Source organism: Flagellimonas ulvae (assembly GCF_049333175.1).
Classification (GTDB): Bacteria; Bacteroidota; Bacteroidia; order Flavobacteriales; family Flavobacteriaceae; genus Flagellimonas.
In genome coordinates this window covers 2,837,116-2,855,677 of sequence record NZ_CP186325.1, presented here as the reverse complement: position 1 = coordinate 2,855,677, position 18,562 = coordinate 2,837,116, and the positions used below count along the sequence as shown (strand labels likewise).

At 40.5% G+C, this 18,562-nt stretch carries 18 protein-coding genes; 7 read left to right on the top strand and 11 right to left on the bottom strand.

Annotated elements, in window-relative coordinates; genetic code table 11:
• Positions 1-8: 8 nt before the first annotated feature.
• From ACOKFD_RS13125 to ACOKFD_RS13105, 5 genes are all read left to right on the top strand, one after another.
• Complete coding sequence (locus tag ACOKFD_RS13125; RefSeq protein ID WP_422858334.1) at positions 9-797, top strand: PhzF family phenazine biosynthesis protein; 789 nt, start codon at positions 9-11, stop codon at positions 795-797.
• A gap of 3 nt (positions 798-800) precedes the next feature.
• Complete coding sequence (gene hemB, locus ACOKFD_RS13120) at positions 801-1,790, top strand: porphobilinogen synthase (RefSeq protein ID WP_422858333.1); 990 nt, start codon at positions 801-803, stop codon at positions 1,788-1,790.
• A 41-nt stretch (positions 1,791-1,831) separates the two neighbouring features.
• Complete coding sequence (locus tag ACOKFD_RS13115) at positions 1,832-2,953, top strand: CNNM domain-containing protein (protein WP_298995866.1); 1,122 nt, start codon at positions 1,832-1,834, stop codon at positions 2,951-2,953.
• The gene (locus tag ACOKFD_RS13110; protein ID WP_422858332.1) at positions 2,953-3,423 is read left to right on the top strand and encodes a methylated-DNA--[protein]-cysteine S-methyltransferase; all 471 of its coding nucleotides are present in this window, start codon (positions 2,953-2,955) and stop codon (positions 3,421-3,423) included. The genes ACOKFD_RS13115 and ACOKFD_RS13110 overlap by 1 nt, the downstream gene beginning before the upstream one ends.
• A gap of 99 nt (positions 3,424-3,522) precedes the next feature.
• Complete coding sequence (locus ACOKFD_RS13105; RefSeq protein ID WP_422858331.1) at positions 3,523-4,236, top strand: 3'-5' exonuclease; 714 nt, start codon at positions 3,523-3,525, stop codon at positions 4,234-4,236.
• A 57-nt stretch (positions 4,237-4,293) separates the two neighbouring features.
• Here the strand turns inward: ACOKFD_RS13105 and ACOKFD_RS13100 are convergent, their stop codons facing one another.
• Positions 4,294-6,489, bottom strand: a complete 2,196-nt coding sequence (locus ACOKFD_RS13100; protein WP_422858330.1) for a S8 family serine peptidase — start codon at positions 6,487-6,489, stop codon at positions 4,294-4,296.
• Between the two features lie 151 nt (positions 6,490-6,640).
• Entirely contained in the window at positions 6,641-7,576 is a 936-nt protein-coding gene (locus tag ACOKFD_RS13095; protein ID WP_422858329.1) for an endonuclease, read from the bottom strand.
• A gap of 98 nt (positions 7,577-7,674) precedes the next feature.
• Between ACOKFD_RS13095 and hflX the strand changes: the two genes are divergently transcribed.
• Positions 7,675-8,892 (top strand): GTPase HflX, encoded by a 1,218-nt coding sequence (gene hflX, locus ACOKFD_RS13090; protein WP_422858328.1) that lies wholly within the window; start codon positions 7,675-7,677, stop codon positions 8,890-8,892.
• Between the two features lie 262 nt (positions 8,893-9,154).
• Here hflX and ACOKFD_RS13085 read toward each other — a convergent pair whose 3' ends face one another.
• On the bottom strand, positions 9,155-10,090 hold the full coding sequence (locus tag ACOKFD_RS13085) for a DUF3078 domain-containing protein (protein ID WP_422858327.1): 936 nt from the start codon (positions 10,088-10,090) through the stop codon (positions 9,155-9,157).
• 130 nt (positions 10,091-10,220) lie between these two features.
• Entirely contained in the window at positions 10,221-10,352 is a 132-nt protein-coding gene (locus ACOKFD_RS13080) for a hypothetical protein (RefSeq protein ID WP_422858326.1), read from the bottom strand.
• On the opposite strand from ACOKFD_RS13080, the gene ACOKFD_RS13075 reads away from it, so the two are divergent.
• The gene (locus ACOKFD_RS13075) at positions 10,351-12,066 is read left to right on the top strand and encodes a BspA family leucine-rich repeat surface protein (protein ID WP_422858325.1); all 1,716 of its coding nucleotides are present in this window, start codon (positions 10,351-10,353) and stop codon (positions 12,064-12,066) included. The genes ACOKFD_RS13080 and ACOKFD_RS13075 overlap by 2 nt on opposite strands.
• 240 nt (positions 12,067-12,306) lie before the next feature.
• Here ACOKFD_RS13075 and ACOKFD_RS13070 read toward each other — a convergent pair whose 3' ends face one another.
• From ACOKFD_RS13070 to sufB, 7 genes are all read right to left on the bottom strand, one after another.
• On the bottom strand, positions 12,307-12,816 hold the full coding sequence (locus tag ACOKFD_RS13070) for a DUF2480 family protein (RefSeq protein WP_422858324.1): 510 nt from the start codon (positions 12,814-12,816) through the stop codon (positions 12,307-12,309).
• A 58-nt stretch (positions 12,817-12,874) separates the two neighbouring features.
• Positions 12,875-13,204, bottom strand: coding sequence for a DUF59 domain-containing protein (locus ACOKFD_RS13065; protein ID WP_422858323.1), 330 nt, complete (start codon positions 13,202-13,204; stop codon positions 12,875-12,877).
• A gap of 7 nt (positions 13,205-13,211) precedes the next feature.
• Positions 13,212-13,634 carry a SufE family protein gene (locus ACOKFD_RS13060; RefSeq protein ID WP_422858322.1) on the bottom strand — a complete coding sequence of 141 codons (423 nt, stop codon included), beginning with the start codon at positions 13,632-13,634 and terminating at the stop codon, positions 13,212-13,214.
• A gap of 70 nt (positions 13,635-13,704) precedes the next feature.
• Positions 13,705-14,931, bottom strand: coding sequence for an aminotransferase class V-fold PLP-dependent enzyme (locus tag ACOKFD_RS13055; RefSeq protein WP_422858321.1), 1,227 nt, complete (start codon positions 14,929-14,931; stop codon positions 13,705-13,707).
• A 24-nt stretch (positions 14,932-14,955) separates the two neighbouring features.
• Positions 14,956-16,272, bottom strand: a complete 1,317-nt coding sequence (gene sufD, locus ACOKFD_RS13050) for a Fe-S cluster assembly protein SufD (protein WP_422858320.1) — start codon at positions 16,270-16,272, stop codon at positions 14,956-14,958.
• 7 nt (positions 16,273-16,279) lie between these two features.
• Positions 16,280-17,032: a Fe-S cluster assembly ATPase SufC gene (sufC, locus tag ACOKFD_RS13045; protein ID WP_298995896.1), complete on the bottom strand. Its 753-nt coding sequence runs from the start codon at positions 17,030-17,032 to the stop codon at positions 16,280-16,282.
• 50 nt (positions 17,033-17,082) lie between these two features.
• A complete protein-coding gene (gene sufB / locus ACOKFD_RS13040; protein WP_422858319.1) occupies positions 17,083-18,528 on the bottom strand; it encodes a Fe-S cluster assembly protein SufB in 1,446 nt (481 codons plus the stop codon).
• Positions 18,529-18,562 lie beyond the last annotated feature (34 nt).

The following is an 18,562-nucleotide window of genomic DNA, read 5'->3' as shown; positions in this document are numbered from 1 at the left end:
AATAGGATATGAAACAAAAAATTTATCAAATAGATGCTTTCGCATCCGAGGTTTTCAAAGGAAATCCTGCGGCAGTCTGCGTATTGGATTCTTGGCTTAAAGATGAAGTCATGCAAAAAATAGCCCAAGAAAATAACCTAGCTGAAACCGCTTTCACGGTTCTTGAAAATGGGAGTTATACCCTGCGTTGGTTCACCCCAGAAATTGAAGTCGATTTATGCGGTCATGCTACTTTGGCAACGGCTTATGTAATTTTCAACTACTATAATCATTCAGAAAATACCATTCGGTTTTACTCTCCTAGAAGCGGCGAATTAACTGTAAGTCAAGAAGATGGAGGCGTGTTATCCTTAGATTTTCCTGCGGATGATTTTCATGCTATTGACCTTCACGAGGCAATCAATGAGGCCATAGGAAAAGTACCCCTGGAAACCTATAAAGGAAAAACTGATTATATGTTGGTGTATCCTTCACAAAAGGAAATTGAAAACTTAAATCCAAATTATTTCCTTTTAGATAAAATAGATTGCAGAGGTGTAATTGCCACCGCACCAGGAAATACGGTAGACTTTGTCTCTCGGTTTTTTGCACCACAATGTGGTGTGCCAGAAGACCCAGTTACAGGCTCTGCTCATACTACCATGACTCCCTACTGGTCTGAGAAGTTCGGTAAAACTGTACTTTCCGCAAAACAACTTTCCGAGCGAGGTGGGGATTTACAATGTGAATATTTGGGGGAAAGGGTAAAAATATCGGGACATGCCATTCCCTATCTTATTGGTGAAATTGAAATATAACATATGTATCCATTAATCAGAAATAGAAGACTCCGTCAAAACGAATCCATTCGAAGATTGGTTCGTGAAACCATAATTACTCCAGATGATTTTTTAGTTCCGTTGTTCGTCGTGGAAGGAAAAGGGATTAAAGAAGAAATTCCTTCCATGCCCAACTATTACCGAATGAGTTTGGATATTCTAGAAAATGAAGTAAAGGATTTATGGCAAATGGGGTTGTGTGCTGTTTTACTTTTTGTAAAAGTCCCTGACAAGTTAAAGGACAATCAAGGAACTGAGGCTTTAAATCCTGAAGGTTTGATGCAACGGGCCATTAAAACAGTTAAGGATTCCTGTCCAGATATGTTGGTCATGACTGATGTGGCTTTGGACCCTTATTCTTCATACGGCCATGACGGCATCGTAGCCGAAGGACAGATTTTAAACGATGAAACTTCAGAGGTATTGGCCGAGATGAGCGTTTCTCATGCACAAGCCGGTGCCGATTTTGTAGCGCCTAGTGATATGATGGATGGAAGAATCCTTACCATTCGTGAAGCATTAGAGGATGAAGGGTTTCAAAATACAGGCATTATGAGTTACTCAGCCAAATATGCCAGTGCTTTTTATGGCCCTTTCAGGGATGCTTTGGATTCTGCACCAGTAGATATCGAAAATATCCCCAAGGACAAAAAGACCTATCAAATGGACCCGGCCAACCGATTTGAAGCTATTCATGAAACCCAAATGGATGTAGATGAAGGGGCCGATATTGTCATGGTAAAACCAGGACTTGCCTATTTGGATATTGTTCGAGAAATTAAAAACGAAGTGGACGTACCCGTTGCGGTATACCAAGTTTCCGGTGAGTATGCAATGCTAAAGGCTGCTGCAGAAAAAGGATGGCTAGACCATGATAGCGTAATGATGGAACAGCTTATTGCTATAAAAAGAGCAGGAGCCAACATTATCGCCAGTTATTTTGCAAAAGACGTAGTGCGATTAATGGGCTAGTTCAAAAAAAATATACCTACTTTTAGAAAGCACTTTACATTATGGGACTTTTACTCTTTTACGCTTTCGTTTCAATTTTCTTTTCTTTTCTATGCTCTATTTTGGAGGCTGTGCTCTTGAGTATAACCCCAACCTTTGTCAATGTAAAGAAACAGGAAGGCAAAGAATACGCCGCGCAACTTGAGGAACTCAAGAAAGATGTCGATAAACCTCTTATCGCTATCCTAACCTTAAACACCATTGCACACACGGTGGGGGCCATTTTGGTAGGGGTCCAAGCAAAAATTGCCTATGTCGAGCTTTATGGAACCCAAACACGTTCCATTTTTGGCATTGAATTTACCGAAGACCTAATGGTTGGAGTAGTCTCCACCATTATGACCATTTTAATTTTAGTGGCATCAGAAATTATTCCCAAGACTATTGGGGCAACCTATTGGAAAGAATTGGCCAATTTTACTGCCAAGTCTCTTAAAATCATGGTGTTAATTCTTAAATACACCGGTTTGCTTTGGCTCTTGCAACTCTTTACAAAACTTGTGGGCGGAAAAGGACATCATGGGAGCGTTCTAAGCCGGGAAGATTTCACTGCCATGACAGATATTGCAGAAGAAGAGGGTGTTTTTCAGGAATCTGAGTCCAAAGTGATAAAAAATTTGCTGACTTTTGATGAAATTCAAGCCAAAGATGTGATGACCCCTAGAACGGTGATGAAAATTGCATCCGAAGATACCACTATCCAAGAATTTTTTGAAAACAATAGACCTTTGCGCTTTTCCCGTATCCCAATTTTCAAAGATAGGGCCGATAATATAACTGGATTTGTTTTGAAGGATGAGATGCTCGAAGCCATCATCAACAAAAAAGGAAAGGAAACCTTATCTACACTTAAAAGAGAAATATTGGTAACTCGACGAAACAAGCCTATTCCTGAGCTTTTTGATAAGTTCGTACAGCAGAGAGATCATATTTCATTGGTTGTTGATGAGTATGGTTCTGTAAGCGGGTTAGTTACCATGGAAGATGTTATCGAAACCTTGCTTGGTTTAGAAATTATGGATGAAAGTGACAATGTGGAAGACCTTCAAGTTTTGGCTAGAAAGAACTGGGAATCTCGAGCAAAGCGTTTAGGAATTATTGAAGAAGAAAATGAAGTAGAATAATGGAAACTGCTTACATTGAGACTCCTATAGGATTTGCAGAATTAAAAGGTGATGAAAATGGCTTGGCAAGCATCAGCGTTTTCAATGAAAAAAAACCAAAAGGTATTATTCCTGAAGTTTTGGAGGACGCCGTATACCAGTTTCAAGAATATTTTGAAGGAAAGCGACAAGATTTCAATCTTAAATTGAATCCTGAGGGTACAGATTTCCAGAAAAAAGTTTGGGAAAAATTGCAAACCATCCCTTTTGGAAAAACCATATCGTATCTAGAGCTTTCCAAACAGCTTGGAGATGTAAAGGCCATTCGAGCTGTAGCTGCCGCCAATGGAAAAAATCCGCTTTGGATTGTGGTTCCTTGCCATAGGGTCATAGGTAGCAATGGCGATCTAGTGGGTTATGCCGGTGGCCTTTCCCGAAAAAAATGGTTGTTGGAGCATGAAAGTCCAGTTAAGCAAACTTCCCTTTTCTAACTATAAACTATACGTTTGAGCCATTTGATTTGGAAATAGAGGGTTTTCCTAGGAATTTTCTTATTTTTTTTATCTTCCTCCCCAATAAAACTCCAAATCATGCTGTATAAACTTAATCTTGAACATATCCTTTTTTTGGATATAGAAACGGTACCCCAACATCGCAATTTTTCCAACTTGGAAGAAAGTGTCCAAGACTTATGGGCTCAAAAAACGCAATACCAACGTAAGGATGAAATAACACCAGAAGATTTTTATGAACGTGCTGGCATTTGGGCCGAGTTTGGAAAGATTGTCTGCATTTCAGTGGGCTATTTTCATTTGAAAAATAATATCCGAAATTTTAGGGTTACTTCCTTCCATGGAGATGAAGTTGATTTGCTCAAAAAATTCAAACTACTCCTTCAAGAACATTTCAGTCAAGCCAAACACCTACTTTGCGCCCACAATGGTAAGGAATTTGACTTTCCCTATATCGCACGCAGAATGGTAATTAATGGCTTAAATCTCCCATATAAACTGGATTTATTTGGAAAAAAACCTTGGGAAGTACCACATTTAGACACCATGGAGCTTTGGAAATTTGGGGATTATAAACACTATACTTCTTTAAAGTTATTGGCTCATGTACTAGGCATTCCTTCTCCAAAAGAGGATATGGACGGGAGTATGGTTCAATCCGTATATTACGAGGATAAGGATTTGGATCGAATTGTAACCTATTGTGAACTGGATGTCGTGACCACAGCACAAGTATTCCTAAGACTGAGAAATGATAACCTTCTAAGTGAACAGGAAATTGAAAAAGTTTAACTACCTAGATTGAAAGATTCTAGTGCTCTCTAATTTTTCTAATTAGGCTAGCAAATTCTAATTCTTGTAAAACTTTGTGCTTTGTATTCCAGAATAATCCTGGACCACCATAATGTAAAGTCCAGAGGATAAATCCGTAACAGAAACTTTTTCAATTGCGCTTCCTTTTTTAACAATGGTTCCGGAAGAGGTTACAATAGAATACACGGCATCTGGAGAAAGGTCTGCGTCTATGCTTATTTCATTCACCGCTGGATTAGGAAAGACACTAATGTTAAGCGGCTCATTAAAACTGTACGTTTCATTTTGCAAAATCTGGGTTTCCGTCCCGTTAAAAGTAAACCGTAGTACTTCAGAAAAATCAGAAGTTTTGCTTTCGGTGCATATCGTACGAACCTTTATCTCATATTCTTTACCTATTGTAAGTCCTTCAAGTTGAATGGTGTTTTCCGAAAGCAAATTGGAGCTCCAGCTATCATCTGAACTTGTTTTATACTTAACCTCAAAAAGGGTTTCCTCAGCCTCCGGCCAAATAACGGCCAAAGAATTCTCTTTCAAAGAATCCAACTCAATATTTTCAGGAGCTTGTAGCGAGCAGTTTGAGATTTTTGCCCCAGAAACGATAAGCGAAAAATCTTGGAATTCATTTTTCAATTCCCCTTTATGACTAATCATAATAGTATATCTCCCCTTCGCATTCTGGATATCTATGCGCTCAAAGGGATCAACCGAATTATCAGCTTTTGTCGCTGCATCATTCGCTCGATAAGGATTTAGTTTCCAAGGAAAAAACGTTTCATTGCCCTGTATCACTCGAACATCTAAATCGTTTACCAAAGCTTTTGTAGCACTGTTGAGATCTCCTCTATTGACGTACTCTCCTTCAACATCAGTCCAAGAAACGGATACTATCAAGTCTTCGGTAGCTAAGGCTTCTACTTCTAACGTATAGGTTTCTCCCTGCATCAATTGGTTTTCATCAATCAAGGTTGTGAATCCTTCATCCTGAAGTGTCTCTGCAGCAGTTTTTGCGTTAAGCACACCCCATCCCATTTTGTAATCAGGTCCGGGAGTTCCGGCTTCATCTGCGGTATGAAGCGCAAGGCCCTTTAAAGTTGCCGCCTTCATGTAATGGCCAAAAAGCTCATTGTGATATTGCTGAAGTAAGAGCAACGAACCTGTAACACCTGGGGCTGCCATTGACGTGCCTGTAGAAGTTCCATAACTTGAATTGCTTTGGGAAGTAGTTGAAAAAATGGATGAACCATCTCCTGCCAAGTCTGGTTTGATTCTGCCATCATCAATTGGACCTAAACTACTATAACCGGCCACATTGGCTTCTGACAAATCTCCTTTTCCATTGAACTTAGTGTTCGCTCCAGCAACCGTAAGTGCATTTTTTGAAGTGGCAAAACCTAAAAGCAAGTCAAATCCGTCAGTGGTTTTACCATAAATTGGTGAAGTATTGTCTTGTGATTTTTGGGAATTCCCAGCAGCGTTGACCATTAAATAGTAAGGAGCATTGTACATGATTTTATCCCAATCTTGTGATACTTTAATATAGGCCCCAAAATACCAATCGGGCACACGATCGGATTTAATTCCATAGGAATGATTGCTCAAAAGCATTCCAGAAGCAGTGGCTTCAGTTACCTCAATTTTATCCCTTGTCCAGTTATGTGTTATGGCCTTAGCGCCAAACGCCACTCCTCTTGCTTTCGCTTTTATCCCTGAAGAAATAAGGTTTCCTGTTACCAAGGTGGCATGTGGACTCACCTCTTGAGAAGTATCGCCCGCTTGCGCTCTATTGTCAAACTCTTGATGTGAGTTAAGTGCTATACCACTGTCCCAAACCCCAACTTGCATTCCACTGCCATCCAAACCCAAGTTTAATGAACCATTTGAATATAAGGATTGTGCCCTCGAAACTTGGTTCGTTGGGTCGTTTAAGGTTGTGTAATACAAAAGTGTGCCATCTTCGCCAATATCTTTTAAAGCGACTACGGTTCCATCCTTTAACTTCTCCCTCTCATTCCAACCATTCTTTTTATCTGATTTATCTATTAGCAAAGCCTTAATCTTTGCTTCCTCTTCAAATTCAGAAACAAGAGAAGTGATTTTTTGTTGATTGTATTCCAAAAGAATTTCCTGTCTCTCCATATTGGTTTGTCCAAAACTGGAAAGCATTCCAAAAAGCAGTAAAAAAATCGATGTGAAAAGCCTAGTTGCCCAAGTAGGTGTCATAAAGTCCATAATCAAGGTTGAGTAAGATTTGGACTACAATACTATTTTAAGAAGAAGGTTCTATCGTTAAAAAACCCTTTTATTTCGATGAATTACACGAATTTTTTCGATGGGCTGTTGTGAAAGTTTTAAATATTGTTGTGTAGTATTTTTCTTTCTTTTAATTTTCTTTCAAAACCACATATACTGGAAAATGATCACTGTAACCCCCCAAATACTTCTTCCCAGCATAGGTACGAAATGGATTTCCCTTATATTTTCCTTTCCATTCCTTTAAGAACTTAGGCGCAAAGATTTTGGCCTTTTTGAAACTATGTGTTCCTTTTTCAAAATTCAAAAAACTGTGTGAAAGCAATATTTGGTCAAACAAACTCCACTCCCCTTTGTAATTGGCACTACCAGAATTGGGGGACAGCAAAGACTGCATGGGATTAATAAATTTACCCGTATTCATCAAACATTGAATACTTTCAGATTTTGGGTCATCATTAAAATCACCCATGATGATGCAATTTGGATTTTCAACGGGAATACGTTCCAATTTTTGAATTATGGTCTCTGCAGCTTTTATTCTTTTGGGACTGGTTTCGTCAGCACCATCCCGTCTAGAGGGCCAATGATTCACAAACACATGAATCTCTTCCTTGTTCAGTTTGCCATGCACATATAATATGTCTCGTGTTAAATCCCGTTCTCCATTTTCATTATCTACCAACAACGGAATTGTTTCGGCTTCAATGACTGAAAAACAGTTTGTATCATAGAGCAGGGCGGTGTCAATTCCGCGTTCGTCGGGTGAATCGAAATGAACGTATGCATAGTTTACGTCCTTTAAGGATTTGGTGGACAATAGCCCCTCAATGACCGTTTTATTTTCCACTTCGGCCAGACCCACAATAACGGGATGTAATGCGCTGTCCCCTTCTCCAATTCTAGAAATGGTCTTCGCCAATTTTTTGGTCTTCCTTCGAAACTTGGATTCATTCCATTTTTTGACCCCTCCCGGGGTGAAATCATCATCAAGAATGTACGGGTCGTCTTTCGTGTCAAAAAAATTCTCCAGATTATAAAACGCAATCGTGAAATGGTCTTCCAAAACGTAGATGATATATTAATTTAAGTTTGAAGTTATTCAAGACAAAATACAAAAATCGCTTTCAAAACATTGTGTAGATTTGCACTTTACCACGATTCATGCTAGAAAAAAAGACCATTGCATATGAAAAGGCGGTTTTGATTGGGGTCATCAACCAAAGCCAAAATGAAGAAAAAGTACGGGAGTATTTGGACGAACTTGAGTTTTTGACCTATACAGCGGGCGGCGAAGTATCCAAGCGTTTTGTGCAACGGGTAGAAACCCCCAATCCCAAAACCTATATTGGTAGTGGAAAAATGGAAGAGGTACAAGAGTATGTCAAGGCTAATGAAATAGGTTCTGTAATCTTTGATGATGAACTATCGCCTGCCCAGCAAAACAACATAGAAAAGCTTTTGCGCTGCAAAATCTTGGACCGTACCAGCCTTATTCTAGACATTTTTGCACAAAGGGCACAGACCAGCTATGCCCGAACACAAGTTGAATTGGCACAATATGAATATCTGCTCCCCAGACTTACCGGACTTTGGACACACTTGGAACGGCAACGTGGTGGTATTGGTATGCGCGGACCTGGTGAAACAGAGATTGAAACTGACCGCCGTATTGTGAGGGACCGCATTGCGCTTCTTAAGAAAAAGTTGGTAAAAATTGACCGTCAAATGGAAACCCAAAGAGGCAATCGAGGGGCTTTGGTCAGAGTAGCTTTGGTGGGATATACCAACGTGGGCAAGTCTACCTTGATGAATGTTATCAGTAAAAGCGAAGTCTTCGCTGAAAACAAGTTGTTTGCCACTTTAGATACCACAGTACGCAAAGTGGTCATCGGGAATCTGCCCTTTTTGTTGAGCGATACCGTAGGATTCATTCGCAAGTTGCCCACACAACTGGTGGAAAGTTTCAAAAGCACCTTGGATGAAGTTAGGGAAGCCGACTTGCTGCTCCATGTAGTAGACATTTCCCACCCCAACTTTGAAGAACATATTGCCTCGGTCAATCAGATTTTGGACGAAATCAATAGTTCTGATAAGAAAGCCATAATGGTCTTTAACAAAATTGACCAATATGTGCCTGAAACCATTCCGGAAGATGACTTGGTTACGGAGCGGAACTCATCACATTTCACTTTGGCCGAATGGAAAAAAACCTGGTTCAATAAAATTGGGGACCGCGCTCTTTTTATCTCCGCCTTGAACAAAGAAAATCTGGATGAATTTAGAAAACGGGTATACCAAGAAGTCCGGGATATTCATGTGACCCGATTCCCGTATAATAACTTTTTGTATCCGGAGCATTTGGATGAATACCATTCCTAATTCAGTTCATTGGTCCACTTCTTCGACGAACGACCACTCGTAACCATCTCCACCACAATTTTCTTACGGTTCACAACAAAAATTTAAGCATAAACCACAGAAAAACTACTTTCATATTGTTTTTAAGTGATAGTGTTACCGCAAATCTTCCATACGCTTAACCTACTTTAGACTGTGGTATAAAAAAGCTTTAAAACCCCAAATTCACCCCACATAAAAAAGCCCTCCGAAAAGAGGGCTTTTTCTTTTTATTTTATTGCAGTTAGAAGGAATAGCTCAGACCCAATGTCCAATACGTTTGTAGTTCGTTGTCTATAGAATCAAATGTGGCATCAGGGTTAGGAGTCGGCGCTAAATTCCGAACAAAATTTAAGGTTTCCTGTCTGTTGTTTCTCAGCCCAAAATCAAAACCTACACCGATTACTTTCCATAACGTATAAGCAAAGGAATTGGTCCATGTCCAGTTGCTTAAATCGCCATCTTCATAGCTTTGGAACATGGACAGGTTACTTTTAAAACTGATTGCACCCAACTGTTTGGTGTAATCCGCTACAATCTTTGCCCCTGCGGATGATTCAAAGATGGTATCCTCATCACTAAACACAAAATTGTAGTTCAACGGGTGAATTACAACTACCAAATCTTGAATAGGCGTCCAAGTGGCACCGACACCTACATCTAAATATCCTGGGTTGTTCACATTGCTCAATAGAGTAGTTCGATATTCCACAAGTCCCGAAATAGCGAACTTTTCACTGAGTTTTCGCCCATAAAGGGAAGAGATGTTGAATACATCAGTAGCTTCTCTAAAACCATCATCGTCGGTAGGGTCATCTTTATCGTCCAATTTTACCCAAGCTAAGTTTACATTGGCTGCGTTTCGCCAGAAGAATTTTTCCTGCTGCAGATTGGCAAAAGCATTTACGGTAAACCCAATATTACCGGACGAGTTATTGGGAATCCCTTGTGCAAACCAGTTGTTGAACTCGGAAATACTTCCACCAATGGTGCCAAATGCCCCAATTTTCCATCCGGGAAGTGCATCCAGTTCGGCCTGGAGGGCATTTACCCTGCCCTGGATTGCTGCAATGGAATCCTTTTTGGGTCCCATCTCCGCTTTAATCTCCTCAGCTGTTTTCTGTCCAAAAACGGGGACGAGGGATAAGCATAGCATACAAGTAAATAAAATCTGTTTCATAGTATGGAGTTTAGTGTTAAGACCCCAAAAATAAGAAATGTCCCACTTTGGCACGCCAAATCTTAGAAGTTAAAGGTCTGAGGTTAAATACCAGATGACTGAGGTTAGAAGTTGGAAATCTAATAACTGATTACTGACCTCCAACTTCTGACCACTCAAAACCAACACTCATCAACCCATACCATGCATCCGTCAATTCATAGGGTAGACCTGTGCCTATTCCTGTTTTCTTGCATTCCCAATTAAAAAAATTTGAATTCATGAAAACATTACGATTTTTTACCTTGATGATTCTTACCGTAGGCCTGTTCTTGGGCTCCTGTTCCAACGACGACAATGGGAATACTCCTCCGGTGGCGGACAACTCTGACCCTGAGATCACCAATCAGACCGCAACTGCCACGATCGCAGAGGATGCTGACGGAACAGCTACCATCTTTACCGTGACCGCCACTGATGGCGATTCTGACACCCTAGAATTTTCTATTTCCACCAACAGCGGAGGGCTCTTTGCGATAAATAAGGACAATGGTCAGATTACTTTAGCCGACGGCCAAGCACTGGACTTTGAAACCTCCCCTGAACACACCATTACCGTGACCGTATCCGATGGCAATGGGGGCACCGATACCATTAACATAACAATTACTGTTACCGATGTGGAGATAGCACCTACCATTGGGTTGGCCATCTTTGAAGTACCCGAGGATGCCCTGGAAATAGGCAACATAAACGCTAGCGGAGAAGATGGGAACACCTTGGTGTATGAAATCACCGTAAATGATGCCATAGAAGGCAAGGACCTTTTTGTTATAGACAGTGATACAGGAATTATTGGTTTGGCAGAGGGCCAGAGCCTCGACTTTGAGACCACTGAGCAACACACCATCACCGTGACCGTTACCGATGGCGAACTGGTCACCGAGCAAGACATTACCATAACCGTGCAGAATGTTATCGAAGACCTTTTTGAGGACCCCGCCTCTTTTATCTTTACCATTGATACAGCTTTGGAGCCAGGTATTCCATTTAGAATGCAAGCCTTTGGAGAGACTATATCCCTGCAAGTGGATTGGGGCGATGGTTCTGAGGAAGAAACAGTAGAGGGGCAGGATACTACTACGCCGGCCAGAAACTATGTGGACCAAGGTATATATACTGTGGCCATAAAAGGCGCCATGGACCGTTTGTCCTTTTACATTGACAACGACCTAGATGAAGAGCTTATGTTGCTGTCCGTACAACAATGGGGCACCAACCCATGGAAGAGTATGGAGAATATGTTCCGAAATGCCGAAAACTTTACCGGATTTGGCAACCAAGAAATCCCAGCCCCTAACCTTAGCCAATGTGTCTCTATGGACAGGATGTTTCAAAGAACACTTGTTTTTGAAAATACTATGGGCATGGGCAATTGGGATGTAAGCAGTGTAACTAGTATGGAAGGTATGTTTGACAAAGCAGATCTATTCAATGAAGACATCGGTCAGTGGAATGTAAGCAATGTTACTAATATGAGAAGCATGTTCTTTGGCGCCGATACATTTAACAGGGACCTCAACCAGTGGAATGTAGCAAATGTCACTACTATGAGAGATATGTTCAACTCTGCGGATTTATTCAACGGGAACATTAGTGAATGGAATACAGAAAAGGTCACAACTATGTTTCAAATGTTTTTCGCCGCAGGTTCTTTTGACCAAAACCTTAGCGGTTGGGACATTGGCAGTATGACGACTATGTTCAATATGCTGAGTAATTCAGGGATGAGCCCACAGAATTATGCCAATGCCTTAATCGGTTGGAACAATGCCGAGGACGTTCCGGAGGGTATTATCCTTGGAGCATCCAATATACAATATTGCGATGCTGCAGATGATGCCAGGAACGAACTGATTTTTGGTTTAGGCAAGGGATGGACCATTACTGATGGGGGTGAAATTGTGTGTTTTGGTTTTGTTCCACCCAACCCTTGATTTTCTGAAAAGAGCCATGTGTTTGGGTAAAAAAACTATACTGTAAATTGACAAAACCACCGGAGAGCAAGAAGTTGCTTTCCGGTGGTTTTTCTATTAAAATACTTTGTCATTTTCGACATGAGCCGCAGAGTGGTGATTGAGAAATCCATGTTGAGATTTCTCGCAGCTCCCTCACACACTCGGGACAATGCTCGAAATGACAACAAGAATACTAAGTGGTGGTAGAGAAACTAATGATTACTTTCTTTTCTTGTAAAGTGGCACAGCGGAACAGGCCTCTCCGTACATCACACTTTTTGCTACTTGCTGAATTTTAGAAATGGCCATTAAATAGGCGTTCTGGGGGACGGGTTTATTGGAACAGCCTTTTATAATGATAGGTTTATCCTCAAAATCAGAGAAATCATGATTAGCGAGTTGCTCTTGGTACAAAATAGTTTCCAGAGTTTCTAAATCTCCTTGCACTACTTTTTTGGCAAAGGGAGCCAGTTTGGATGTCACCAACATGAAGGCCCAACCCGGTACAATCGCATCTGAAGAACAGGTCAGCGCTACATATTTGTCTTGGTATGCAGTCCAATCCATTTCTTCCAAGTGGGCGCGGAACTCTTTTTCACGCAAAATTAACCCTTCATAAAGCCACTGGGAGATATCTAATATGACCCTTTCACCAGGAAGATATAGTTCCTCTAAATCAAAAGTAACCAGTTTACTTTGCGCTACGCGATTGATAATTTCCTCAGCCATACAAACTCAATTTAAGTATTAATGGAATATGAGATTCCGAAACAGGTTCGAAATGACGTTATAATAGCCCTAATTCCAATTTCGCTTCCTCGCTCATCAAGTCTTGGGTCCAAGGGGGATCAAATGTAATCTCGACCTCAACATCCTTTAGCACATCTAAAGACTTTACTTTTTCTTCTACCTCAACCGGCAAGGTTTCTGCTACGGGGCAATTGGGCGATGTCAAGGTCATCAAAATCTTGACGTCATTATCTTCGTTTACGAAAACGTCATAAATAAGACCCAGTTCGTAAATGTCCACCGGAATCTCAGGGTCGTAAATAGTCTTTAGGACCTTAACAATTTTTTCGCCCAACTCCTGGGTATCTATGGTGATTTCTTCGCTCATTTGATTTCTAGTTTAATTGGGTCTGATACGCAATAGCATATAACTTCAATTGCTTTACCATGCTCACCAAACCGTTTGCTCTAGTTGGAGACAAATGCTCCTTCAAACCAATTTCATCAATAAAATCGGTATTGGCATCAATAATATCTTGTGGCTTTTGATGGCTAAATGCACGAATCAAAATAGCAATGATTCCTTTGGTAATAATGGCATCACTATCTGCTGTGAAGACCAATTTGTCTTCCTCCAATTCGGCATGCACCCAGACCTTGCTTTGGCATCCTTTTATAATGTTGTCGTCGGTTTTGTAAGCTTCCTCTATTAGCGGAAGTGTTTTTCCAAGTTCAATCATGTACTCATAGCGTTGCATCCAGTCATCAAACATGGAAAATTCGTCTATGATTTCTTCTTGAATCTCTGCTATGCCCATCTAAAAGTTTTGTTCAAAAGTACGACTCGAGTTGGTCCGAATCAATCTTTTAAGAGAAAGATAACGATGCTTAGAGCAACATATTTCTAGCTCGTTCAACACCTTCCACCAACACATCCACTTCCTCTTTGGTATTGTAAAAACTAAAACTGGCCCGTACCGTTCCCGGTATTTGATAAAAATCCATAATCGGTTGCGCACAATGGTGGCCTGTACGTACTGCTATTCCCAACTTGTCCAAAATAGTACCAATATCATACGGATGTATCCCTTTTATATTGAATGAAATGACTGAAGTTTTCTTTTCAGCCGTACCATAAATCCTTAACCCATCAATGGCCAAAAGCTTTTCAGTTGCATATTGCAATAATTCCTCTTCATATTGTGCTATGGCATCCAGACCAATATGGTCGAGATAATCCAAAGCAGCACCAAAGGCGATACCACCAGCGATATTTGGAGTCCCAGCTTCAAATTTATGCGGCAAATCTGCATAGGTTGTTTTCTCAAAAGTCACCTCGGCAATCATCTCACCGCCTCCTTGATAAGGTGGAAGTTTTTTTAGCCATTCTTCCTTTCCATAAAGCATCCCTACTCCAGTCGGGCCACATATCTTGTGCGCCGAAACTGTGTAAAAATCAACATTCAAAGCTTGCATATCTGCCTTGATATGCGGAGCGGCCTGAGCGCCATCTATCAAAACGGCTGCGCCAACATTATGCGAGGCATCAATAATTTCCTTGATTGGGTTAATCGTTCCCAAAGCATTGGAAATATGGTTACAGAAGACCAATTGGGTTTTCTCAGAAAGCAGCTCATGAAATGCTTCCATGACCAATTCCCCGTTTTGATTCATGGGAATAACTTTTAAAACTGCCCCTGTACGTTCCGCCAACATTTGCCAAGGCACAATATTGGAATGATGTTCCATGGCTGAGACTATAATTTCATCTCCTGTTCTTAATAAAGAAGAGAAACCATTTGCTACCAAGTTAATGGCATGTGTGGTGCCAGAAGTAAAAATTACTTCATAGGCTTTGGCAATATTAAAATGCTTTCGGATTTTTTGTCTGGCTTCTTCGTAAGCGTCTGTTGCTTCTTGCGAGAGCGCATGTACCCCACGATGTATGTTGGCATTGTAATTTTGGTAATAATCTACAATGACATCGATGACCTGTTGAGGCGTTTGCGAAGTGGCAGCGTTGTCCAAATAGACCAAAGGCCTTCCATTCACCTCCCTATTTAGAATCGGGAAGTCCTTTCTGATAGTAGTTACATCCAAACTCGTCCGCACCATTCCCATAACTATTAAATTCTCGGATTAAAGGTCGAAACCAAGGCTTACTCCCAATTTGTTTGCAATCAATTTGTTGATACGAGTTTTTAGTTCAGGGATACGCACACTTTCCAATACATTGTTGGCAAAAGCATACATCAACAAAGCTTGGGCTTCCCTTTTTGGAATTCCTCGGGATTGTAAGTAGAAAAGAGCTTCTTCATCCAACTGACCTACCGTACAGCCATGAGAACATTTTACATCATCCGCAAAAATTTCTAATTGAGGCTTAGTGTTCACTGTTGCTTTATCGCTTATCAAAACATTATTGTTCTGCTGAAATGCATTGGTTTTTTGAGCAATTTTATCCACAATTATCTTACCATTGAAAACTCCTGTGGATTGCTCTCCAAAAATGCCTTTGTAATCCTGATGGCTTTCACAATTGGGTTGCGCATGGTGCACTAAAGTATGGTGGTCTACGTGCTGCTTTTCACCCAAAATGGTCACACCCTTTAGGGTAGAATCAATTCGCTCGCCATTTTGATAAAAGTTAAGGTTGTTTCGGGTCAACTTTCCGCCAAATGCGAAGGTATGGACACGAACCACACTGTTATCCTTCTGGGAAATATAGGTGTTGTCAATCAATGATGCCGTATTTACATCATTCTGAACTTTATAATAATCTACAATAGCGTCTTTGGCCGCAAATATTTCGGTGACAGAGTTGGTCAAAACCTCATTTCCTGTCAAACTTTGATGACGCTCAATAACTTGAACTTCTGCATTCTCTTCTGCAATCACCAAATTTCTGGGTTGCAATAGCAACGCTGCCTCATTTCCTGTGGCCAAATGCAAAATTTGAATTGGCTTTTTGGGCATTTTATTTTTAGGAATGTAGATATAAGCACCTTCTTTGCTAAAAGCGGTATTTAAAGTGGTCAATGACTCGTCTTTTGAGGCTACCTTATTAAAATACACATCAATAACCTGACGATATTGTGGTTTTGTAAGTGCGGCACTCATCAGGCAAACATCTACCCCGTCATGTGTGGTTTCCGAAAGATATGAACTGTACACACCATCAATAAATACAATCTTGTAGGTATCAATTTCGTGGACAAAGTATTTCTTGATGTCTTTATATTCAAGTGTACTTTCCTTTTTAGGAAAAATGCTGAAATCCACTTTTTGGATACTATTCAAAGAAGTGTATTTCCATGCTTCCTCCTTCTTGGAAGGAAAGCCTCTGTTTTCAAAGTTCTTTATCGCCTCAGAACGTACTTCATGGACCGGATTATCCAAATCCACATTACTTTCAAAGGCTAAAAAAGAAGAGAGTAATTTATCTTTTAAATCCATCTTTTTCCTATAAAACTGCTTCTTGTTTCAGCCAATCATAACCTTTCTCCTCCAATTCAAGCGCCAATTCCTTGGTACCTGACTTTACAATCTTCCCATCATGCAAAACATGTACGTAGTCTGGAACAATATATTCCAACAGTCTTTGGTAATGCGTAATTACGATGATGGCGTTATCCTTACCACGCAATTTGTTTACCCCATTTGCAACGATGCGAAGCGCATCAATATCCAATCCGGAATCCGTTTCATCCAAAATGGCCAATTTAGGTTCCATCATGGCCATTTGAAAGATTTCGTTACGCTTCTTCTCCCCGCCTGAAAATCCTTCATTCAAAGAGCGAGACAAAAACTTGCGGTCTATTTCCAAAAGTTCAGACTTTTCACGAATGAGTTTTAACATCTCATTGGCTGGCATGTCTTCCAATCCTCTAGCTTTACGAGATTCGTTTATAGCTGTTTTGATAAAGTTTGTAACCGAAACACCAGGTATTTCAACTGGATATTGAAATGACATGAATATACCGTTGTGTGCTCTTTCCTCTGGGGCCAATTCCTCCAAATCCTCTCCATCCAAGGAAATACTTCCTTTTTTTACTTCAAATTCTTCTTTTCCTGCAATTACCGAAGCCAAAGTACTTTTCCCTGAACCGTTTGGGCCCATTATGGCATGCACCTCACCTGGATTCACTTCTAAATTGATTCCTTTAAGGATTTTCTTATCCTCTATGCTTGCGTGTAAATCTTTAATTTCTAACATTGTTCTATGATTGGCAACTCTATTGAGATGCTGATTTTGTATTGTTTTGATTATCCTACTGAACCTTCAAGGCTTATTTCCAATAGTTTTTGAGCCTCTACGGCAAATTCCATAGGTAATTTGTTGAGTACTTCCTTGCTAAAGCCATTTACGATAAGTGCAATGGCCTTTTCTGTGTCGATGCCCCTTTGATTGCAATAGAAAATTTGGTCCTCACCAATTTTACTGGTAGTGGCCTCATGTTCTATTTGGGCAGATTTATTTTTGGTTTCGATGTATGGAAATGTATGCGCACCACAACTATTACCCATCAACAGAGAATCACATTGTGAAAAATTACGCGCATTTTCTGCCCTGCTGTTTACCTGTACCAATCCACGATAACTGTTTTGGGATTGTCCCGCAGAAATACCTTTTGATATGATAGTACTTTTTGTGTTTTTACCCAAGTGAATCATTTTGGTGCCCGTATCTGCCTGTTGGAAGTTGTTGGTAACCGCAATGGAATAAAACTCCCCAATGGAATTGTCTCCCTTCAAAACACATGATGGATATTTCCAGGTTACTGCAGAACCTGTTTCAACTTGGGTCCAAGATATTTTTGCGTTCTTCTCGCAAAGGCCTCGTTTTGTAACGAAATTGAAAACACCTCCTCTTCCATCTTTATCTCCAGGGAACCAATTTTGTACCGTAGAATATTTTATTTCAGCATCATCCAAGGCAATCAACTCTACAACCGCGGCATGCAGCTGATTCTCATCCCTTGATGGGGCTGTACAACCCTCAAGGTAACTCACATAACTACCTTCGTCCGCAATCACAAGCGTTCTTTCAAACTGACCTGTTCCTGCCTGATTGATTCGGAAATAAGTGGATAATTCCATGGGACATCTAACCCCTTTCGGAATATAGCAGAACGATCCATCAGAGAATACTGCTGAATTCAAAGCCGCATAGAAGTTGTCTTTTTGAGGAACAACTGTCCCGATATATTTTTTCACCAACTCTGGATGCTCTTGAATAGCTTCAGAAATGGAACAGAAAATAATTCCTTTTTCCGCCAATGTCTTTTTGAAGGTGGTGGCCACAGAAACGGAATCCATTACAATATCAACGGCAACTCCCGCCAACTTTTTCTGTTCATCCAGGGAAATGCCCAATTTCTTGAAGGTCTCCAAGAGCTCGGAATCTACCTCATCCAAGCTGTTGTACTTTGGCTTCTTATTGGGAGCTGAATAATAAGAAATGTCCTGAAAGTTGGGTTTCTCATAATGAACATTGGCCCATTCAGGTTCTTTCATTTCCTTCCAAACGCGGAATGCTTCCAAACGCCATTCAGTCATCCATTCTGGTTCTTCCTTTTTTTTGGAAATCCCGATGACGATGTCTTCGTTCAATCCTTTTGGAAAGGTATCAGATTCTATATCGGTGTAGAAACCATATTCATATTCTTTGGTTTCTAGTTCTTTTTTTAACTCTTCTTCTGTGTAAGCCATGCTTTGTTTGTTTGTCGATTAATTTAAATCAATC

Excerpts from the sequence above, each read along its gene's own strand:
- sufB (WP_422858319.1), bottom strand. The coding sequence starts at position 18,528 with ATGGCTTACACAGAAGAAGAGTTAAAAAAAGAACTAGAAACCAAAGAA.
- sufD (WP_422858320.1), bottom strand. The coding sequence starts at position 16,272 with ATGGATTTAAAAGATAAATTACTCTCTTCTTTTTTAGCCTTTGAAAGT.
- ACOKFD_RS13115 (WP_298995866.1), top strand. The coding sequence starts at position 1,832 with ATGGGACTTTTACTCTTTTACGCTTTCGTTTCAATTTTCTTTTCTTTT.
- ACOKFD_RS13055 (WP_422858321.1), bottom strand. The coding sequence starts at position 14,931 with ATGGTGCGGACGAGTTTGGATGTAACTACTATCAGAAAGGACTTCCCG.
- hflX (WP_422858328.1), top strand. The coding sequence starts at position 7,675 with ATGCTAGAAAAAAAGACCATTGCATATGAAAAGGCGGTTTTGATTGGG.
- ACOKFD_RS13100 (WP_422858330.1), bottom strand. The coding sequence starts at position 6,489 with ATGGACTTTATGACACCTACTTGGGCAACTAGGCTTTTCACATCGATT.
- ACOKFD_RS13065 (WP_422858323.1), bottom strand. The coding sequence starts at position 13,204 with ATGAGCGAAGAAATCACCATAGATACCCAGGAGTTGGGCGAAAAAATT.
- hemB (WP_422858333.1), top strand. The coding sequence starts at position 801 with ATGTATCCATTAATCAGAAATAGAAGACTCCGTCAAAACGAATCCATT.
- ACOKFD_RS13060 (WP_422858322.1), bottom strand. The coding sequence starts at position 13,634 with ATGGGCATAGCAGAGATTCAAGAAGAAATCATAGACGAATTTTCCATG.
- ACOKFD_RS13110 (WP_422858332.1), top strand. The coding sequence starts at position 2,953 with ATGGAAACTGCTTACATTGAGACTCCTATAGGATTTGCAGAATTAAAA.
- ACOKFD_RS13125 (WP_422858334.1), top strand. The coding sequence starts at position 9 with ATGAAACAAAAAATTTATCAAATAGATGCTTTCGCATCCGAGGTTTTC.
- ACOKFD_RS13085 (WP_422858327.1), bottom strand. The coding sequence starts at position 10,090 with ATGAAACAGATTTTATTTACTTGTATGCTATGCTTATCCCTCGTCCCC.
- ACOKFD_RS13080 (WP_422858326.1), bottom strand. The coding sequence starts at position 10,352 with ATGAATTCAAATTTTTTTAATTGGGAATGCAAGAAAACAGGAATAGGC.
- ACOKFD_RS13075 (WP_422858325.1), top strand. The coding sequence starts at position 10,351 with ATGAAAACATTACGATTTTTTACCTTGATGATTCTTACCGTAGGCCTG.
- ACOKFD_RS13105 (WP_422858331.1), top strand. The coding sequence starts at position 3,523 with ATGCTGTATAAACTTAATCTTGAACATATCCTTTTTTTGGATATAGAA.
- sufC (WP_298995896.1), bottom strand. The coding sequence starts at position 17,032 with ATGTTAGAAATTAAAGATTTACACGCAAGCATAGAGGATAAGAAAATC.
- ACOKFD_RS13070 (WP_422858324.1), bottom strand. The coding sequence starts at position 12,816 with ATGGCTGAGGAAATTATCAATCGCGTAGCGCAAAGTAAACTGGTTACT.